The organism is Nocardia sp. NPDC024068 (assembly GCF_040638875.1).
Lineage (GTDB): Bacteria > Actinomycetota > Actinomycetes > Mycobacteriales > Mycobacteriaceae > Nocardia.
On the sequence record NZ_JBEZYU010000023.1, the window covers coordinates 1 to 20,668 of the forward strand.

Annotated in this window: 13 protein-coding genes; 4 read left to right on the forward strand and 9 right to left on the reverse strand. The window is 67.7% G+C overall.

All coding sequences use genetic code 11. The features are described from left to right. Positions 1-1,728 precede the first annotated feature (1,728 nt). From AB0F41_RS18615 to AB0F41_RS18625, 3 genes are all read left to right on the forward strand, one after another. A complete protein-coding gene (locus AB0F41_RS18615) occupies positions 1,729-2,685 on the forward strand; it encodes a ParA family protein (RefSeq protein WP_357425462.1) in 957 nt (318 codons plus the stop codon). Between the two features lie 61 nt (positions 2,686-2,746). Beyond that, positions 2,747-3,763 carry a ParB/RepB/Spo0J family partition protein gene (locus AB0F41_RS18620; RefSeq protein ID WP_357425333.1) on the forward strand — a complete coding sequence of 339 codons (1,017 nt, stop codon included), beginning with the start codon at positions 2,747-2,749 and terminating at the stop codon, positions 3,761-3,763. Between the two features lie 216 nt (positions 3,764-3,979). Then, positions 3,980-4,705, forward strand: coding sequence for a GNAT family N-acetyltransferase (locus AB0F41_RS18625; RefSeq protein WP_357425335.1), 726 nt, complete (start codon positions 3,980-3,982; stop codon positions 4,703-4,705). Between the two features lie 28 nt (positions 4,706-4,733). Here AB0F41_RS18625 and AB0F41_RS18630 read toward each other — a convergent pair whose 3' ends face one another. The 8 genes from AB0F41_RS18630 to AB0F41_RS18665 all read right to left on the reverse strand — a co-directional run bounded on the left by AB0F41_RS18630 (position 4,734) and on the right by AB0F41_RS18665 (position 17,894). Continuing rightward, positions 4,734-5,927 carry an N-acetylmuramoyl-L-alanine amidase gene (locus AB0F41_RS18630; RefSeq protein ID WP_357425337.1) on the reverse strand — a complete coding sequence of 398 codons (1,194 nt, stop codon included), beginning with the start codon at positions 5,925-5,927 and terminating at the stop codon, positions 4,734-4,736. A gap of 175 nt (positions 5,928-6,102) precedes the next feature. Beyond that, positions 6,103-6,435, reverse strand: coding sequence for a thioredoxin (gene trxA, locus AB0F41_RS18635; protein ID WP_357425339.1), 333 nt, complete (start codon positions 6,433-6,435; stop codon positions 6,103-6,105). Positions 6,436-6,546: 111 nt separating this feature from the next. Further along, a complete protein-coding gene (gene trxB, locus AB0F41_RS18640; protein ID WP_357425341.1) occupies positions 6,547-7,536 on the reverse strand; it encodes a thioredoxin-disulfide reductase in 990 nt (329 codons plus the stop codon). A gap of 87 nt (positions 7,537-7,623) precedes the next feature. Beyond that, positions 7,624-8,475, reverse strand: coding sequence for a hypothetical protein (locus AB0F41_RS18645; RefSeq protein WP_357425343.1), 852 nt, complete (start codon positions 8,473-8,475; stop codon positions 7,624-7,626). Positions 8,476-8,605: 130 nt separating this feature from the next. Further along, on the reverse strand, positions 8,606-9,136 hold the full coding sequence (gene sigM, locus AB0F41_RS18650; protein ID WP_357425464.1) for an RNA polymerase sigma factor SigM: 531 nt from the start codon (positions 9,134-9,136) through the stop codon (positions 8,606-8,608). Between the two features lie 311 nt (positions 9,137-9,447). Continuing rightward, positions 9,448-13,245, reverse strand: coding sequence for a murein biosynthesis integral membrane protein MurJ (locus AB0F41_RS18655; RefSeq protein WP_357425466.1), 3,798 nt, complete (start codon positions 13,243-13,245; stop codon positions 9,448-9,450). A 1,518-nt stretch (positions 13,246-14,763) separates the two neighbouring features. Beyond that, the gene (locus AB0F41_RS18660; protein WP_357425345.1) at positions 14,764-17,331 is read right to left on the reverse strand and encodes a DUF6049 family protein; all 2,568 of its coding nucleotides are present in this window, start codon (positions 17,329-17,331) and stop codon (positions 14,764-14,766) included. 26 nt (positions 17,332-17,357) lie between these two features. Then, positions 17,358-17,894, reverse strand: coding sequence for an NUDIX hydrolase (locus AB0F41_RS18665; protein ID WP_357425347.1), 537 nt, complete (start codon positions 17,892-17,894; stop codon positions 17,358-17,360). Between the two features lie 343 nt (positions 17,895-18,237). Here AB0F41_RS18665 and AB0F41_RS18670 point away from each other — a divergent pair, with 343 nt between their 5' ends. Continuing rightward, positions 18,238-19,698: a CCA tRNA nucleotidyltransferase gene (locus AB0F41_RS18670; RefSeq protein WP_357425349.1), complete on the forward strand. Its 1,461-nt coding sequence runs from the start codon at positions 18,238-18,240 to the stop codon at positions 19,696-19,698. A gap of 11 nt (positions 19,699-19,709) precedes the next feature. On the opposite strand, the gene AB0F41_RS18675 is transcribed toward AB0F41_RS18670, so the two are convergent. Further along, the gene (locus AB0F41_RS18675) at positions 19,710-20,528 is read right to left on the reverse strand and encodes a hypothetical protein (RefSeq protein ID WP_357425351.1); all 819 of its coding nucleotides are present in this window, start codon (positions 20,526-20,528) and stop codon (positions 19,710-19,712) included. Positions 20,529-20,668 lie beyond the last annotated feature (140 nt).

The following is a 20,668-nucleotide window of genomic DNA, read 5'->3' on the forward strand; positions in this document are numbered from 1 at the left end:
GCGACCGCACCGATCGCGGCCCATTCCGAATCGTGCTGATCCCGGACCTCGGCGACCATCCGCACGGCCCGCTCACGCAGCTCTTGCGGGTACTTCTTCGAACTCACAGACTTCATCCTCGCTCAAGAGACGAAGCCTCCCGACATGCCGGGGCGATTCATTGCCGAGGTCGGGTCCCGGACAAAGTCGAGGTCGAGTCGAGGGGGACGGTTACACGAACCCATGGCTTTGGGGGTTCCGCTGGACACGGGTGAAGTGAACGGGAATGCGGTGGAGTCTCGGACAGGTGAGAAGCGCGGCCTCGCTTGGCGTCGAGTCTCGTGGGTGAGCAGCAATCGGTGAGAGCTAGCGGTTCGGACGATGTACTGATCCGGCATGGCACCCCCGGGGCATCGCATCCCCGGCACGACACCCCGCATCGCACTCCCGGCACTGCGCACCGGGGACCGCGGCGGTGCGCAGTGCGCCCCCCCGCAGTGCGCCCCCCCCCCCGCAGTGCTCCCCCGCATCGCGTCGCACCGCGCACCGCATCGCACCACACTGCACCACACCACACCACACCACACCACGCACCACACCGCACCACGCACCGCACCGCACCACACCGCACCACGCACCGCACCACACCGCACCACGCACCGCACCGCACCACACCGCACCGCGCACCGCACCACGCCGCGCACCGCACCACGCCGCGCACCGCACCACGCCGCACCACGCACCACGCACCGCACCGCGCACCACACCGCACCACCACACCGCGGGCATCGCGCATCGCGTCTTCACCACCGCGTATCGGACATCGCGCATCGCGCATCGCACTCGGCCACCGCTCACTTGGCCACCGCTCGCCGTTCGGCACGGCTGCTACCCCATGTCCGGCCGTTGCCCAGTCGAAATTGAGGTCCCGAAGCTGTGGCCGCCAAGTTGATGCCGCGATAACTCGCAGACGGCACAGGTGTTGCCGGCCTGGCGAGGAGGTGTGGGAGGGCCGATCCGTTCTACTCCCCCTGACGAAATGAAATCCGGAGAAAAAGGAGCGGAATCGGCACCGTTCCGACCGCCGCCCTTCATGTGTCATCGGCACCGGTGTACGGCGGTGGCTGTCTTCCGTCCGTTGATCCCGGTCGGACCGGTCTGCGGGCCCGGCGGTACCGCGGGCCCGGAGCTCCATCTCACGGCTTCCGAAGGAAGGCTCGGAGTTGAGAACCGTAGTGGATCGGTGCCACCCAGTTCCGATGGTGCGTGACGTCCGGCTCCCGCATCAATGTTTCACGGGAAACATCGATGCGATTCGGGCGCAAACCGGTCTCCGGAGGTTGCGTCACAGGACGAAAACAGCGGAGTTGTGCGTGTCGCGGGCGCGTCGCAGCGATTCAGCTTTCTTATCCCGTCCGTGACTGGCAAGCTATTCAACGTCGGGCGTGAGCGTCGGTGCCACGGAGGAAACTTCGTATCGCAGTGATGATGCTCCGCTCGGTCGACTGGCGGCTCAGCGTCAGCGTCGGAGGAGGTAGCTTCGCGTGACCACGCATCGGTGCGAAGCCGCCCGGTCAACACGGACGCCGCGGTCCTGGTCGTGGATCATGATTCGATCCCGTCCGGCTGGTTTCGACGATATGACGCCGGCGTCCGTCAGGCCACGTGATCTTGCAGTTCTCGCGTTAGGAGCGGTCTATGTCGAGCGGTTCAGCGAATGTTTCACGGGAAACATCACGCGTACCGGGAATGCTGGATAACAGCAATATCGGCCCGGAGGCATTAGGGAGTACGCCCTACGGTCACATCTCCCCGTCAGAGACGCCGATCGCCGCCGAGGCGCACCGTGCGAGCCAGCTAATGCATCCAGGAAAGGTGACAGTGCCGAAACCGCATGAGCAACGCATCATCACCGTCGCCAATCAGAAGGGCGGCGTCGGCAAGACCACGACGACGGTGAATCTGGCCGCGGCGCTGGCGCATCAGGGCATGAAGGTGCTCGTGATCGACCTGGACCCCCAGGGCAATGCCAGCACCGCCCTGGGCGTCGAGCATCACTCCGGTGTCCCCTCGACCTACGAACTGCTGATCGGTGAGATCAAGGTTCAGGACGCGATCCAGCAGAGTCCGCACAGCGATAATCTGCTCTGTATCCCGGCGACGATCGATCTGGCGGGCGCCGAGATCGAGCTGGTTTCCATGGTGGCGCGCGAGGCGCGGCTCAAGGGTGCCATCCAGGAAGCGAATATCGCGGGCTTCGACATCGACTACGTCATGATCGACTGCCCGCCCTCCCTGGGATTGCTCACCATCAACGCGATGGTCGCGGCTCGGGAAGTGCTGATCCCGATTCAATGCGAGTACTACGCCCTCGAGGGTGTGGGCCAGCTGATCCGGAATATCGGACTCGTGCAATCGCATCTGAATCCGGAACTGCATGTGTCCACGGTGGTCCTCACCATGTACGACGGCCGGACCAAACTCGCCGACCAGGTCGCCGAGGAGGTGCGCAGTCATTTCGGTGATGTGGTTCTGCGTTCGGTGATCCCGCGCAGTGTGAAGGTTTCCGAAGCGCCGGGCTACGGGATGACGGTGCTCGACTACGATCCGGGTTCCCGGGGTGCCATGAGTTATCTGGACGCGGGACGCGAGATGGCCGCACGTGGGGCGGCGCGATACGCCGCCGTCGCGGACGGCACGGAGTGAGTAGACGGATCGGGTGTGATCGGGCGTGGTTGTGGAAGCGGGCAAGGGAAAGGGTAGGCCGGTGAGTCAGTCGAAAAAAGGTGGGCTGGGGCGCGGTCTGGCGGCGTTGATCCCGACGGGACCGGCCCCCGTGGCCGGCGGTCTGGGCGCCGAGGCGGCCAACGCAGTGATCGGACTGGATCCTGGGCCGCGGCCCGCGTCGACCTATCTGCACGAGGTGCCCGAACCGGCGGAGCTCACGGAGCTGACCTCGGCCGGCGACGCGGTCTATCGGGAAATCGCACCCGACAAGATCGAGCCGAACCCGAAGCAGCCCCGCCAGTACTTCGACGATGAGGCGCTGGCCGAGCTCGTGCATTCGATCCGCGAGTTCGGTTTGATGCAGCCCATCGTGGTCCGGGAGCTGGAACCGGGTAGGGATCGCTATCAGCTCATCATGGGCGAGCGGCGCTGGCGGGCCTGTCAGGAGGCCGGCCTCGATGCCATTCCCGCGATCGTCCGGGAGACCAACGATGACGCGATGCTCCGCGATGCTCTGCTGGAGAACATTCATCGCGTTCAGTTGAACCCGCTCGAAGAGGCGGCGGCGTATCAGCAGCTGCTGGAAGAGTTCGGGGTGACCCAGGAGGAGCTGGCGGCTCGGCTCGGCCGGTCGCGTCCGGTGGTGACCAATATGATCCGGCTCCTCAAACTGCCGATTCCGGTGCAGCGCCGGGTCGCGGCCGGGGTGTTGTCTGCGGGGCATGCCAGGGCGCTCCTCGGACTCGAGGGTGGTGCGGACACACAGGAGGTGCTGGCCGCGCGGATCGTCGCCGAGGGTCTATCGGTGCGGTCCACCGAAGAAGCGGTGAAGCTGGCGAACCGGGAGAATGAGCCGGCCAAGCCACCTGCGCCGCGTCGGCCACCGATCCACTCCCCCGGCCTCCAAGATGTCGCCGACCGGTTGTCGTCATCATTCGATACGCAGGTTTCGGTGAGTCTCGGTAAGCGAAAGGGCAAAATTGTGGTCGAGTTCGGATCGGTGGACGATCTGGAGCGGATCGTCAGCATGATGCTGGAGACTACGCTCAACAACTGAATTTTCGACTTGTCGTCGGTGTGACCCTGCCTCGGCCATGAAACGTCACTGTGACAGTGAATGTTCAGCGGTATTTCACCCGGCGTCGGGCCACGACCGAAGACCACGGTGACGCGAAATGAGGCGGGTTGGCTTGATCGCATATTCTTGCTTGCAAGAAAAATTTGATGCGGCGTGAGCATAGACGAATCGGATAGCTGGAGGCTGAGCAGAGCGGTGGCGACCAGCGTCACGGGATTAACCCTGGAGGGCATCAGTCGGTTACCGGCGCATGCCCGCAGGTGCGTGTTCTGGGAAATGGATCCCGCGGTGGCGGCGGACTCCTGTGAGTTCAGTGATCCGGTCTTCGAGAAGGAAGCCTGGATTTCGACGGTCATGCTCGAATGGGGTTCCTGCGGTCAGCTCGCCACAATCGATGAAAAAACGGTTGGCTGCGCGCTCTACGCGCCGCCGCGGGTGGTGCCGCGGGCCGGCCTCTTCCCCACTTCACCGGTGAGCCCGGACGCGATCCTGCTGACCACACTGGGAACGGAATTTCCGGACTTCGACGGCGATATCGCCTATCGACTGGTTCAAGCTGTGGTCACCGACCTGGTCCGCCGCGGTGTCCGTGCGCTGGAGGCCTTCGGGATACGGGGCGCACCGGCCAGTACCGCGCTGTCGGACCGGCCGAGCGGCACCATGCGGTTGATGGAGCGAATCGGGGTGCCGGATCGCGGCGCTCGTCGCTCGTCGCTGGAATGCACCCCGGAGAACTGCATGATCGAGGCCGACTTCTTGGAAGAAGTCGGGTTCGAGGTCGTGGCACCGCATCACCGTTTCCCGCGGATGCGGTTGGAGCTCGATTCCGACCACGGGTGGAAAGAAGACGTTGAGCATGCCCTCGACCAACTGCTCGCCGCCGCGTCGATGACAGTGCCGACCCGGGTGCTGACCTTCTGAAGTCGCCGGCCGGCGGCCGGGGAAATCGCTAGCGGCTGTCGGCGGCGGCGAGTTCCTCGGCCAGCAGTTCGGCGAAAGTGTATGTACCGGTGGGCTGGTCGTCCTGGCCCAGCAGATACAACCGTTTCACCGAGATCAGGATGGCCTCGGCGATCACATCGCGCATTCGTGGGCTGGCCAGCACCGACGCGTCGTACTGGTTGGTCACGTAGCCGATATCCACCTGGACCGTCGGCATCTTGGTGAGCCGTAGTAGATCCCAGGTACGCGGGTGGGTGCGGCAGTCCTGCAGTGAGGTCCGCGCGACGACTTCACGCTGGATGAATCCGGCCAGCACCTGCCCGATCATGGACACCGAACCGTGCGAGTTCCCGAAATAGAAGCCGGCGACACCGTTGGCCATCGGGCTGGTATTGGACGCACAGCGCAGCGAGATCATCAGATCCGCGTCGAATGCGTTGGAGGTTTCCGCGCGCTCCACATCGGTGGGGTTGCTCCCCCACGGGCGCGACAGGAAGGTCTCCATACCGGTGGCGGCCATCCGGCCTTCCAACCGGCTGGCGAGATCCCACAGGATCTCTGCTTCGTACACCTCGCCCAGGTCGGTGGGTATGGCCCGGCCGCGATCGGACCCACCCAGGCCCGGATCGATCACGATGCGTTTACCGGTGAGCTGCGGCCCGGCGCGATGAACCACTTCTTCTTCCGCGATCCGATGCGGATTGCCGCCGGTGACCCGGGCGCCGAGCAGTTCGAGGGAGCGCAGGGTGTCCGGTCCACAGATACCGTCCGCGGACAATCCGATCTCCCGCTGGAACGAGGTCAACCCCTCGTGGGTATGCGGTCCGAAGAATCCGTCGACCCGGTGCACATAGAAGCCGAGGTCCTGAAGCCGGCGCTGCAGGGTGGCGACATCATCGCCGTACAGAGGGGCGGAGAGTTGGTATATGAGAGTCCGGGCGCCCAGACGATAGGACGCTTCTTTGAGCGCCCGGTAGGTGGCGGGGCCGACCACCCCGTCCACCAGCAATCCGCGGTGCTGCTGGAACGCACGCACCGCGGAGTCGAGCTGATAATCGAAGGTGGCATCGGTGTCTTTCCAATACTCACCCGCGCCATCGGCACCCACACCGTTGTGCGCGTGTAGGAACCCCAGACTTGCCAGGGTGCTCCGAACCTCTGCTACGGCTGGACCGGTGTCGCCGTGACGAAGTCGGTGCATGCGTGAGGGCCCTTCCTTCCGTCAATCCCGGGTACCCACTCATGCGATGGCGTACACCCTCGCACGACGGAGCGTGGTCGATTCTGTCAGACCCGGACCGGGATTCGACAATCATGGTCAGGGCATACTACGGCGGGTCGCCGCGTCATGGCGGCCAGACGGCCCATTCGAGACGTCAGATAACGTCTTCGATTTCCCGCAGGAGTGCAGCCTTGCCCTTGGCCCCGACGATCTGCTTCACCGGCTTGCCACCGGCAAACAGGATCATAGTCGGCACGCTCATCACCTGGTAATCACGGGCGGTATTGGGATTGGCGTCGATATCCAGCTTGGCGACCGTGAGTTTCTCGGCGTGCGTCCCCGCGATCTCCTCCAGAACCGGGGCGACCATCTTGCACGGCCCGCACCACGTGGCCCAGAAGTCGACCAACACCGGCTTCTCGCTCTGCAGCACCGCGTCGACAAAGGATTTATCGGTGACGGTGACCGTATTGGTGCTCTCGGACATGACTGTTCTCCTTGATCTCCACGTGGCAGTTCTGCCGCGTATCGGGCGGCAGGCCGCCCGGGTGGTTCAGGAGCGGCGAGCCGCTCGAGTGGTTGCGGAGCGGCTCGCCGCTCAGTTTGCTGCGGGTACCGCGACCGGATGGTCGGCGTTCGGCACCGTATTACTGGTGATATCGCCCTTTTCGGCGAGCCAGCGCTCGGCGTCGATCGCGGCACGGCAGCCGGTGCCGGCGGCCGTGATCGCCTGCATGTAGGTGTGGTCGACGAGGTCACCGGCGGCGAAGACGCCCTCGACGGTGGTCTGGGTGCCGGGATCACGGACCAGCACATAGCCTTCGTCGTTCATATCGACCTGGCCGCGTACCAGTTCGCTGCGCGGATCGTGGCCGATGGCGACGAACAGACCGGTGGCCGCGAGTTCGGAGGTCTCGCCGGTACGGGTGTCACGCAGGGTCAGCGAGGTGACGCTGGTCTCCCCGTGCACCTGGGCGACCTCGGCGTTGGTGTGGAAGCGGATCTTCTCGTTGGCCTTGGCGCGTTCGAGCATGATGCGGGAGGCGCGGAATTCCTCGCGCCGGTGCACGATGGTGACACTGGAGGCGAACTTGGTGAGGAAGATCGCCTCCTCCATGGCCGAGTCGCCGCCGCCGACCACCACGATGTCCTGGCCTTTGAAGAAGAAACCGTCGCAGGTGGCGCAGGCGCTGACGCCGCGGCCGAGCAGTTCCTGTTCACCCGGAACGTTCAGGTACCGCGCCGCGGAACCCATGGCGAGGATCACCGTATGTGCCTCGTATACATCGCCGGAGACGGTGACCTTCTTCACCGGGCCGCTCAGGTCGATCTCGTCGACGTCTTCGGTGCGGATCTCGGCACCGAAGCGTTTTGCCTGCTCACGCATCTGTTCCATCAGGTCTGGGCCCATGATGCCGTCGCGGAAACCCGGATAGTTCTCCACCTCGGTGGTGGTCATCAGGGCGCCACCGAACTGCGTGCCCTCGAAGACCAGCGGCTCGAGTTCGGCGCGGGCGGCGTATACGGCGGCGGTATAGCCTGCCGGACCGGAGCCGACGATGATCAGGTCGCGAACTGGCGTGCTCATGGGGCCCTTCCGGAGGAACTAACGGGGACGTCTCGGTCAACAACAGCGTAGACGCGCTTTGTTCCCCCGGTAACCGCCCGCACCGCGTCAGCCGATATCGGTGGTGGCCAGTACCTCGGGGTTGCCAGGACCACACCCGGAGCCGACAACCAGAGCGGTGATCTGGGCGCCGCCCCGCCCGCCGACCAGGATCAGCACGGCATCGTCGCGGGTATCGAAGCGCATCCCGGTCGAGCCCAGCACCGGGCGGTCGATCCCGGCGGCCCGGACGCAGGCGGTGAGTGCGGCGGGATCGGAAAGCCGGCCGCTGACATCGTTGCGGCCGAGTGCGCGCAGAGCCACCGCGGTGTCGAGTTCGCCACCCGGCCCGAGGTTTTCGCCGGGTGCCGGCGCGGCGGTCGGCGGTGTTCCGCCCTCTCCGGAGCGCAGCCCGATCAGCGCGGCGCTCGCCGCGATCGCCACGAGCGCGGCGGCGGCGAGCGTCGCCGCGACCTGCCGGCGACGGCGACGGCTGTCGAGCCGGATCGGTGTCGCGACAACCGGCTCCGGCCCGGGAGCGTTTGCGGCGCCGGGGTTTCCGGGCGGACGCGGCGCGGCACCAGTTCCGGAGCTCTCGGCGGCCGATGGATCAGCAGCGGGGGCGACCTCGGTACTTTCGCTCGCTTGCCGAACCTGCTCCGAGGATTCACGGCCCAGAGATTCGGCCAGGTTGTCGAGCCGGGCGGCGATATCTCGCGGCATCGGCCGGACGATATCGCCGGATCCGGCGAGGCCGGCGAGGGATCGGCTCACCTCGTCCAGGGAATCGAGATAGCGCCGGGCCTCGGGATCGTGTCGGACGACCGGCCACAGCCGAGCGCCGAGTTCGGGGTCGATATTGCCCGCGTGCAGGTCGGCAAGCAGCTCCGCGGGGAAAGGAGGCTGCGGAACGGGGCTCATGACCTTCGCACCTCCAATGCTGCTGCGTCCATCTGACTCGGGTATCAATTCCTGCGGCGGGTGGTTCGTACTCCCCTGAGTACATACCGTTCGGGAGGGAAAATATGTCACTTGATCTGACGCGAAGGACCTACATCCGGTTCCCCTCCGCGTCGAGCGAATCCAGTTCGGCCTTCAATCGCTGCCGGGCCCGGGCACATCTGCTCTTGACGGTACCGACCGGCACGCCGAGTAGTTGCGCCGCGTCGGCGACGCTGTAGCCTTCCACATCCACCGCGACCACCGCGGCACGCTGGTCGGGTGGCAGATGGAACAGCGCGCGTTCGAGCACTATCGAGATATCGACGCGGCTGTATTCGTCCGAGCGGTCCGATATCTCGGGCCAGACCTCGGGCGGCAGCACCACGGCGCGCTGCGCACGGTTGCGACGGATCCGGTCCAGGCAGGCGTTGACCACGATTCGGTGCAGCCAGGTCCGCACCCCGGATTCGGCGCGGAACGAGCCCGCGTTGCGATGCGCGGACAACAGTGCCTCCTGGAGGGAGTCCGCGGCGTCTTCGGGCGTGTAGGAAACCCGGACCGCGGTCTGCCACAGATGGTCGTGATGCCGGCGCAGGAGCTCGGCGAAGGCGTGTGGTGCGCCCTCGGCGTGGGCCCGCAGGAGTTCGGTATCGGTCGTCGAATCGAAACCGGATTCATATGCTCCGCTCGCGGCGGACTGCGCGGTTTCTCCGCGAATCCCCGCGTTCAATTCGGACGACAACAGCCAACCCCTTGGACAGCGCTCACACCAGTGACGACGGCCGTGAGCCGACTACTGGAACCACGATGTGTGGCAGCGTGCGAGACGAACCCCTCATCCCGCCGGGCTCCCCTCCTGAGAGCGCGCGCGTGATCATATCCCGGCGGTGGATTGGGCGGCAACCGATTCGGTCCGGACCGGGAGGCGGCACGGACCCTCGGATGCGGCGGTCAGGGTTTGGCCTCGAACCCGAGTTCCGCGATCGAACTCTGAAATTGGCCGCCGTTGTTGCCCAGGCCCGTGACCCAGATCAAGACGTAGCGTGCCGACTGATCCGTTTGGATCGGCACCTCCGTCACCCCGTCACCGAGGACCGCGGTACCCACCAGCTGTGTTTGATCCAGGGTGGGCGTTTCGGTGGGAGAGGTGCGGATCTCGACCGAAGTGCCGGGGGTGGGTGAGGTGATCGAGACACTGGTGAGGGTGGTCGGCCCGGGCAGGGTCGCCAGCAGGCCCACACCCTTTTTCAGCGCCGGGAACTGCTGGAAGTACTGATCGGTGCGCCAGAAGGTGGCCGGATCACCGTCCGTGGTCGTGGCCGCCCCGGCGAGGTCGTCGGGGGTGCCTTCCGGCGAGAAGACCGTCACGCCCGAAGCCGGCACCGGCACCCCGTCGGCCGCGGCGCCCGTGGTGGACGGTGCGGCCGGACTACCGGTCTCCTCGGGAGCCCGGCTGGTGGTGAGACCGATGACCTGCTGCTCGTTGAGCGGTTCACTGGAATCACCCGGTGCGAAAACGCTCACCAGCCACCAGATGACGATGCCGACGACCAGGGCCGTGAGAATGCCCAGGGCCACCATGATCCACATCATCCGCTGGGATCTGTCGCGTTCGGCGGCGAGCAGTTCCGGATCGGCCAGGGATTCGTCGGCCGGAGCCGGAGTCCGCTGGCCCAGGCGAAGTACCGGGATGAAATCGGTCTTCTGGTCGACCACCGAGGCCTGTTCCAGCACATGCTGGATGGTGGCGGCGGTCCGGACGCCCTTGTTCGGTTCCAGGGAGCGCACCGCGACCGCGGAGATCTCGAAGGGCACCTCGGGCCGGATCTGACGGGGTTCGACGGGAGTGCCGTCGGGACCGTGGTCGGCCGGTCGCAGACCGCCGACGGTCGCCGCGTTACCGCTCATACCACCGGTCCGCAGTGGCCAGCGCGCCGTGATCAAGGCGTACAGCATGGCGCCCAGTCCCCGGACGTCGCTTTGCGGATCGGAGTCGCCGAGGGTGCCGGGGAATGCCAGCACCGCGTCGCCGGAAGCGCTGATCCGGATGCGGTCGGGATGATCGATCGACAGCGCACCACCGCTGCGGTGCGCCATCTCGGTGGCCGAGGCGAGCACCCGGATGGCGCGCGCGGCGCCGATGGGAGACGGCACGGTTTCCGCCATTTCCCGCAGCGACCGGCCGGGTGTCCACTCGGCCACCACGATGCCGCCGGAACTGCCGCGGACCACATCCAGCACCCGGGCCAGGCCCGGAGAGTTGATCCGGCCCAACCGCAGGGTCCGGGACAGGATGGCCTGCGGACCGTCCTGACCGGAATTGCCGCCCGACTTCTGGTCGGCATCGACGAAGGTCAGCGCCACTTCCCGGTCGAGTTTGATATCGAGTGCCTGCCAGAATTTCAGGCCGCGGGACCCGCCGTGGTTGGCGAGCAGGCGGTAACGCCCGCCCGCGACCGATGCACCGGCGATGAGTTTCGGTCCGCGCTGGACCCGGCTCGACTGGGTCATCGGCGGCACCGGGATCATGCCGGTGTCGTAGACCGAATCCGTGGCCGACACCGTTGCGCCGGTCCGGTGGACCTGTTCTTCGGACAGCCGGCCCTCGATATCGTCCGGTTCGTACCGGACGGTCTCGTCCTCCGGGTCGAATCCCAGGTCCTGCTCGGGCCCGTAGTCCGATTCGGGCGCGGACGGTCCCACCTCACGCCTGTTGCGCGGGTCGCCCGGCTCCGAACTCTCCGGGGGAACATCGGTGGACAGGCGACCGCTCGCCGAATTCCCAGAAGAATCGGCGGCTGGGACGTCGCCCACCGCGTCGTCGCTCACCCTCGGACCTCCTTCGCCCTGGTATGCCGCAACATCGGCGGATCTGCCACTTGTGCCTGTCTGCCGAACAGGGTACGGGAACTGCCCGGGACCGGTGCGGTCAACCGAGTCCGGCCGGATTACGGGTAGCACCATTGTGCTCTGTGCGTCCATGGCCGAATCGAATCCGGAGTACGCCAGGTACGGGTCGGGGCGACGCAGGATCCGGGTCGTGTGCTCGTCTTCGGCCGGAACCCCCAGGTCGATCGGCGGCGCGGGCGGGGTGATGCCGAGGCGGCGGGAGACCGCGACGGTGATCGCGACCACCTCGGGAATCCCCGCCAGCCGCATCAGCCCGAACGCCACCGCGAACATCACGATCGCGGTGATGCCCACCCGGATGAACGAGCCCGGTCCGCCGAGGGATTCGGTGAGCCGGTCCAGACCCATGACCTTGTCCGCGATCAGCATGACCGCGCCGCCGGCCAGCGACGCCAGCAGCACTCGGCTGACCGTTCGCCCGACATTGGCCATCCGCAGATCACCCAGGCTGCGGTGCAGCAGATAGCCGCCGATCACCGCACCGACTGTGAAGCCGAGGCCGGTCGCGACGCCCAGCACGATGACCACCTGCTCGCTGCTGTCGGCGATCACCGGGGCGAGCGCGGAGAACAGGATCTTGATCGTGGTGATGCCCAGGATGATCCAGGTGGGTGTCCATGCCTGTTCGCGGGCGTAGAACACCCGCAGATGGATGAGTACCAGCGAATACGGGATCAATGTGAACGCCGAGAAGCTGACCGCAGTGCCCAGCCGGGAGGCGTCTTCGGCGAAGCGGGCGTACCCGAACAGCGCGTCGCCGACCTGCGGACCCGCCACCGTCAGGAAGGTGACGATCGGGATGAGCGCGATCATCGTGAGCCGGGTGGCGGCCGAGAGGTCGTCCACGACCGCGGGGGTGTCGTCGTTGGCGGCGTTACGGCTCAGCCGCGGCATGATCGCGGTGAGCAGGGTGACGCCGATGACGCCGTAGGGCAATTGCAGCAGCAGCCAGGCGTTCTGGTAGATCGCGGGGCCCGCCTCGTCCGCATGCGAGGAGATGTTGTTCGCGAAGATTCCGCCGATCTGGCTGATCAGCACATACAGGATGATGGCCCCGGCCATCGTCCCGAATTGCCTGAGCCGGTTGTCCAGACCCCACAACGGCCGCAGATCGATACCCTGGCGGCGAATCGCCGGCAGCAGGCTGACCGCCTGCACGATGACGCCGAGCGTCACACCGCAGCCCAGGACAAGCAATTTGGGGTCGCTCATCCGCACCGGGTCCAGGGTGATCTCCCCCGGAGTGAGGGCGTACAGGCCCAGGACGACCAGCACCACCAGATTGTTGAGCACCGGCGCCCAGGCGCCCGGTTTGAACGCGCCCCGGGTATTGAGGATGGCGGTGAACAACGCCGACAAACCGTAGAAAAGGACGGCGGGCACGAGCAGGAATGTCAGCGCGGTGGTGAGTGCGGTGTTCACCTTGCCGTCCGCGGAGACGAAGATATGGGTCGCCAGAACCGGTGCGGCCGCCGTCGCCAGGACCGCGGCGCTGCCGAGGATCACCGCCGCCGCGGTGACGAGCCGGCGGATGAACGCCGCGCCCCCGTCGGGGTCCTCCTGTTCGGCCCGTACCAGGGTGGGCACCACGATCGCGGTGAGCACGGCGCCCAGCACCAACTCGGCGATCATATTGGGGATCAGGCTGGCCGAGGTGAAGGAACTGGCGATGGCCGGGCCCAGCACCGCGAGCAGCAGCAACTGCTTGCCGAAACCGGTGATCCGGCTGATCAGCGTCGCGATCGCGATCGATCCGGAATCCTTGAGCAGTTTCGACTGACTGTTGTCCGGCTTGTCCGCCGCGGCGGCCGGTTTCTCGTCCACCGCGACGGCCGCCATCGACCCGGTACCCGGCCGGTTCCGGCCGGCCGCGGCGGCGATCCGCTGCGGTGTCGGTCGTTGTGGCTGCGGTCCGGGCGGCACCTGGCGCATCGGTTGCGATACCGGGGCCTGGCGTTGCGGCGGCACCGGCGGGCGCCCCGGCTGTCCGGGGTGGCCCGCTGCCGGTCGTTGCGGTGGCTGAGGTGGCCGGCCCGCCGCGGGAGGGGCGGGCCGGCCGGCGGGCGGCGCCGGATGGGCCGGGGGGCGGTTGGGGCCGGGCGGCGGTGGGGCGGGGCGCATCCGCTGGGCGGGGAACGGCTCGGATGACGGTCCGGCGGCCGGACCGCCGACATCCGGCCGGGGTTGCCGGGATGGAAGGTCGCCGCCGGGCCGGTCCGCCGAGGGCGGCAGTCCGGCCCCGGGCGGGCGGGGTCCGCCGGGCTGCGGGCGCCCCACGCCGGCGGGGCCGGGGGGCGGCCCCGGGTGTTGGGCAGGAGGCGCCGGGGGCCGTGAAACAGACGGCCGGCCCGTGGGCGGTACGGCCGGGCGCGCCGCGGACGGTGGGTTGGGGGGCGGTACGGCCGGGCCGGAAGCAGAGGGTTGGTTGGCCGGTGGTACCCCGCGGGACCCAGAGGGTTGGTTGGGGGGCGGTACGGCAGGGCGGGACCCGGAAGGTGGGTTGGCCGGCGGTACGGCGGGACGGGACCCGGAAGGTGGGTTGGCCGGCGGTACGGCGGGACGGGACCCGGAAGGTGGGTTCGCGGGGGGCATCGCCGGTCGAGCGCCGGGTTCAGGATTCACCGGCGGTACCGCCGGGCGCGCGCCCGATGGGGGGTTCGGCGGCCGGGCCGGGGGTCGTGGCCGCGCGTCGGGGTGGCCGGGGGCGTAGCGATCTTCGCCGGGATGCGGTCCGGGACGAGGTGCGGGCCGCGGACTCGGCGGCGATTGCGCCGGCGGGTGGTCGGGGCCGCTGTTGCGCCGTAGCTGCGGCGGCGCTTCGCGGAACGCCTCGGGCCGGTGCCGGTCGCGCTCCGTATCGCCGGGCCGGCCGCTCATATCCGGCTCCTGCTCGGAGGGTGGGGGCACGCGCTCCCACGGTGCGCGAGGGACCCGGCGGTCTCGCGGGGCGTCGGGTTGTCGACCGGGCTGCTGCCGATGAGCGGAGGATTCATCGTCGCTCATCATGCCTCCTGTATCGCCCGGACCCCCGCTTGCCGGTTGTCCCCTGTGTCGCGCCGGACATTGCCGCCGCGCGCACCGAACTGTACGGTCCGGGCGCGCGTCGTATCCGACCGCGCACCGGCATCCGGGACGAGCCGGACCACCGGTGCGCGCACCTTCTCCATCTTCCACGGGCGGTGCCCGCCGGTCACCCTCCCCTGGTCACCCCGTGAAAACACCGCCACAACGAGCGTCCGGCCGGTCAGATCCCGGCGGGCGGCCGACGAGGACCGCGGCGGGCGGGGACACCGGGGCTCCAGTGGGTGTGCGGTCGGAACTGGTGTGGTGCGCCCGGGGGGACTCCCGCGCGGTGGCCTACACGCGTTCGCGGCGCCGTGGTCGCCGCCCGACCTGCTGTGCTTCATGGCTCAATTGGGACCCGGGCTGGGAAGTGTCGCGCCGCCGGGCCCGGCCCAATCGGATGACCCGCCGCCGCACACCGGGATCGATACCCTTGTCGGCCGGGTCGTGCTCGCCGTGGAAACGCCGCCACAATCGGCGTCCGGCCAGCAGGAACAGCAGAGCCGCGGCACACGCGGTGATGATGGCGAGAATCTGCCCGTAGGCGTTCGACCGCACCGAGATCGATGTCGCATGCCCCAGCGGGACCCCTTCCGGGGTGCTCAGCGAGATCGGTACGACCAGTTTGCGACTATCGCTGACCTCGGTGGGAATCTGGAACGACCGGGTGCCCCGGGGCGGCAGCAACTGCTCACCGATATCGGTGATCTTCGTTTCCGCCGGTGCGTCGATCCGGAACCGGATCCGCATGGAAATGGGCAGGTCGTTCCGGGCCACCAGCAGCAGCGGGCTCGACTCCGAGGCCAGGGTGTACACGCCGCCCGGCGGCAACACGGTCACCGACCGGTAGATATCGTCGACCGCCGCGGTCGCTTTCTCGATCCGGCGCCAGGCGAATACCTCGGCCTGCGCCGTGGGACCTCCACGCCTATCCGACAGCGACAGCGCCCGCACCAGATCGTCACGCAGCGGGTCGAGGAAAGCGCGTGGCGTCGGCTCGGTCTCGGGCACCTCCACCATCGCCTGCATCAACTGCGTCATCCGGTGCGATTGGTCGCGGGCGGGCCCAGCGAAATGCGGGGGCACCGCCTCCACCGCGGCCTCCGCCAGCGGGGCCAGCTGGTAGGGCGCGGGATCCGGATTCTGGCCGATCAGGTCGCCGAACGGCCGCGGATCCACCAGTTTGTTCTCGGTGAGCAGCTTCAGCTGACGCAGCACCGCCGCGGCTTCGTCCCGGTTCGCGCCCCACTGCTGCGGCGGCATGATCAACTGCGACCGCGGCCGGCCCGGATCGGGATGCAACGCCTGCCACGAGACCGCGCCCAGCGCATCTTGCAGGCGGGCGGTGCGGGAATCGTTGGTCACCGGGTATCTGGCCTGCTCGGGCACATAGGCCGGAGTGGGCGGATTGGAACCGACACCCGCCAGCGCGGCGGCCGGCCAGATATCGAAGGTCGCCACCCGCAGCGCCGGATCGGTGCCCGGCCGGGCATCGGGCGACCGCTGCGCCGGCGGCGTCACCGAACCCGGCTGCCCCGCCGCCGGCGCCTGGTCGCCCGCGGGAACGGCATCCGGCGTGGTACCGCTGTCCGGCGCCGGTGCCGGCGGCCCGCCCGCGACCCCGGGCAACCGGACCACATCGGGGACTGCCGCGTACGGGTCGCCCACACCCCCCTCCGGCGCCACCGCGTTGCCGGCCAGCACGGCGGTACCGAATCCCTGAGCCTTCAGCAACTGGGCACCGGCGGGATCGAGACTGCTGGCGTCCGGCACGCTCACCCCACGCACCGACCGGGTGTTCAGGATCGAATCGACGATCGACGCGGGCGCGTCCAGCGCTCGTGCGGTGAGCGCGGGATCGCCGGCCGCGGCCAGCGCCGACACATCCACCTGGGCGAATGGCAGAGCCACCGTGCACATCGACGACGCCAGCGTGCGCAGCCGGTCCAGCCACTGCTGCGCGGCTTCGGTGCCGGTACCGGGGCGGGTGGCGCCGTCAGGGTCGGACGGGCTCGCCAGCACCCGGTAGTCATCGGTCATCGCCCGCACCGTCAGCAACAGATCGGGGTCGACCGCCAGACAAACCGCCGACGACGGCCCATCGGCGGCCTGATCCGCGCCGAACACCGACTCCAAAGCCCCGACCAGTTCGTCGAGCCGCCCGCCCCGGCTCAGCGACGCCGCCAATTCGTCATCGGTGAGTTCGACGGTCCGATCCAGTTCACCGGTCTGACCCGCCACCATCCGGGGCCGGTCTGCCAGCGGCCACAACACCGTCGCCGAAACCGGCGGATGACCCGGCGCGGGCACCGGCGGGCCGCTGCCGTCGGCGGCCGCGGGCAACCCCAGCACGGGCAACAGGAAACGGGCATCGTCCAGACGCGCCTGGCCACCGTAATCCGGGGTCCCGTTGACATTCAGCAACAGCGGATACACACCGGGCTCGGTGATGTTCAACGACGTTCCCGCCGCGTCGCGCAATGGCACCGACAGCGTGAACTGCTGACGCTGACCCGGCTCCAGCCGCCCCGCCACATCCTGGAAAGGCGTCGGAAAATCATAGTTGACCTGGTCGAGCTTCAACGCGGTACGCAACTCGCTGGCATCGGCCACCGCCCGCGACCGCTGCACCCGCACCGCGACCGCGTCCACCCCGCGGTCCCCGATATTGGTGACCGTCCCCGTCACCGTCAGCATCGGATCACTCTCCGCGGTGACCGTGCCCGGGCTCACCGAATCCAGCGACAACTTCAGGAACTGCGGCGTCGCCGCGTCCTCGGCCGACCCGGTCGGCTGCGCGTACACAGGTGATACGAGCAGGGCGGGCAGTGCCGTCACCGAGCCGAGGATGGTCAGGATCACGAATATGATCCGACTCGCTCCACGCGTCATCGCTTGCCGGTCTCCATCCGGTCGATCAGGCGGTTCGCCACCTCGGCCAGCCTGCGCTCATCGGCATAGGCCAGCCTCGAGTTCAATTCGCTCAGCGGCACCCAGTCGACCTGGGTGACCTCCACATCGGCGTCCGACAGTTCACCACCGACCGAACGCAGCAGAAAATGGTGCACTGTTTTGTGTACCCGCCGCCCCTCGGTGACGAACCAGTAATCGATACTGCCCAATTCGGCGACCACCACGCCCTGAATACCGGTTTCCTCGGCGACCTCGCGAATAGCGGTCTGCTCGGAGGTTTCGCCCTCTTCGATATGTCCTTTGGGCAGCGACCATAGCAGCCGACCACGCCGGTCGGTACGGCCGATCAACGCGGCACACCGCTTATCCGCGGGCCCGTCCAGCCCGTCGACCACCAGCCCACCGGCCGAGGTCTCCCGCACTGTGCGCATGCGCGGTTTCGCCGCACCACCGGCCGAACCACGGCGCCGGGGCTGGCGGCGTCGACTGTTCGCGCGATCGGCCGGAGACACTACGCAATACTAGAGCAGTGTTTATTTGCGCCGCCTTCGGCGGCGCGGGGGTGCGGGCCCCTGGTGTCCCGTGTTTCAGGCCTCGAGACTCGCGGCTGCGCCGCCTTGCTTCGAGGCCTGAAACACGGGACGGCCCGCACCCCTTCAAGGGCCTCGCTGAACTCGGCACCAGAGTGTGGGCCGATCGGCGGAACCGGGCATGCGGATGAATTACGGGTGGCGCGGGCGGATGAGCCGTAGGCGCACCTGATAGCGGGCGCTCTCGGGGTCGAACCTCCTCGCCGGTGTGGTGGAAACACCTCCCGAACCTCGTGGGGTGGGGGCGCGCCAATAAGCTCATCGTGTGGTTTCGACCGAGTCCGACGACGCTGTGCAGGATCGCCGTACCCGTTTGCTGGCGGCGGCCGCGATAACGCTGGGCCGGCTGTCCGATGTGCTGACCCCGCTGGGGGAAATGTTCGCTGCTCGTGGGTTCCAGCTCTATCTGGTCGGCGGGAGTGTGCGGGATGCGATTCTGGGGCGGCTCGGCACCGATCTGGATTTCACCACCGATGCCCGGCCGGAGGCGGTGCAGGAAATACTGCGGGGGTGGGTCGATCAACTGTGGGATACCGGGGGCCTCGCTTTCGGGACGGTGAGTGCGGCCAAGGACGGGCAGCAGCTGGAGATCACCACTTTCCGTAGCGATACCTACGACCGTGTTTCGCGTAATCCGCAGGTCAGGTTCGGTGATGACCTGGAAGGCGATCTGGTGCGCCGGGATTTCACCGTGAACGCGATGGCGGTGAAGATCGGCGCCGACGGGACGCTGGAGTTCGTCGATCCGCTGGGTGGGATGGCGGCGCTACTCGAAGGGATGCTGGATACCCCGGCCGCGCCCGAGGACTCGTTCGACGATGATCCGCTGCGGATGCTGCGGGCGGCGCGTTTCGTTTCCCAGCTCGGTTTCCGGGCGCATCCGCGGGTTCGGGCGGCGATCGAGGAGATGGCGCCGGAAATCGATCGGATCACCGCGGAACGGGTCCGGACGGAATTGGACAAACTGATCGGCGGCGCGCATCCGATCGACGGTATCGACATGATGTGCGAAACGGGTCTGGCGCAGCGGGTATTGCCCGAGGTGCCCGAGATGAAGCTGGAAATCGACGAGCATCATCAGCACAAGGACGTCTACTGGCATTCGCTGACGGTGCTGGAGCAGGCGATCGATCAGGAAGACGGCGACCCGGACCTGGTATTGCGCTGGGCGGCGCTGCTGCACGATATCGGTAAACCGGATACCAAACGCAACGAGCCCGGCGGCGGGGTGAGTTTCCATCATCACGAGGTGGTGGGGGCGAAAATGGTGCGTAAACGGATGCGTGCGCTGAAGTATCCGAAGCAGTTCACCGAGGATGTGGCCCGTCTGGTTTTCCTGCATCTGCGGTTCCACGGATACGGCAAGGGCCAGTGGACCGATTCGGCGGTGCGCCGCTATGTGACCGATGCCGACGAGCTGCTGCCGCGGCTGCACAAATTGGTGCGCGCCGACTGCACCACCCGCAACAAGCGCCGGGCGGCGGCGCTGCGCGCGACCTACGATGATCTCGAGGCGCGGATCGCGCGGTTGCAGGAGCAGGAGGACCTCGCCCGGGTGCGTCCCGACCTGGACGGTAACGCGATCATGGAGTTGCTGGACCTGCCACCGGGCCCGGAGGTGGGGCGCGCATGGCGTTATCTCAAGGAATTGCGGCTGGATCGGGGCCCGCTCACCCGTGCCGAGGCCGAAACGGCGCTGAAGCAGTGGTGGCAGACCCAGGGCTGAGCGGACCGAGGTCAGAAGACGATCAGGGTGGTACCCGCGACGATCGCCGACCGGATCTGAGCCAGATCGAACGACCCGTCGACCGGACCCAGCTCGATGGTGAATCGGACCAGGTCACCGTCGCGGACGGCCCGCCGGACCCGCGCTCCGTGGGGTAGTTCCGCGATCCGGATCGGCTTCATCGTGCGCCAGCGGCGCGGCACCGGTATCCCGGACCACCGGGCGCGGTGCACGACGAGTTCGAGAGTGTCGTCGGTGACCGACGCGTCGAGTTCGGCGGTGATCCGTTTGCGCCGGTGCACGGCGTGGATCCGGCCCCGGTCGGTGACGGAGAGCTCCCATTCCCGCTGCCGGTCGGCGAGCCAGCCGAGTACGGATTCCACGGTGACGGTCCCGTCGATATCGACCCGGTTCGCGCGGACCCTCGTCGGCACCCCCGGTACCAGCCGGACCTCATGCGAGATCACCGTGACCTCATGGATATCCCGGTTGTCCCAGCGCAGCTCCCGTAGGACGGACTTGGTCTGGAAATGCGCGCCGCGCCGCCGGACCTTCAGGACATCGAGGGTGCCGGTCAGCCGATGGCCCAGCAGGGTGACGCTGATCTCCCGGCCGCCGAACCGGCTCAGGATGCCTTCGCTGAGCACGGTGAGCAGGGTGTCGGGCAGCAGCGCGGTGACCGTTCCGGCGCCCAGATCGGCGACCGGCTCCACCCAGGCGGTGGTATAGCCGATCCACTGTTCGAGCCAGGATTGGTCGAACAGTCGTTTGCCCAGGTCGATCGCCCGTAGCGCGGAGAACGGGGACCCCGGATCGAAGTACGCGGCCATGATCGCTTCCGAGCGTACTGGCCCGCCGGGTGCAGGCCTACGCGAAAGTCGGCGAGGTCACGTCCGTTTCTGTCCGCGGCATGGCCGTGCCGACCGGCGACCCCGGCCGGTAGCGCCCGATTCGGGTAAGTTCACATCGG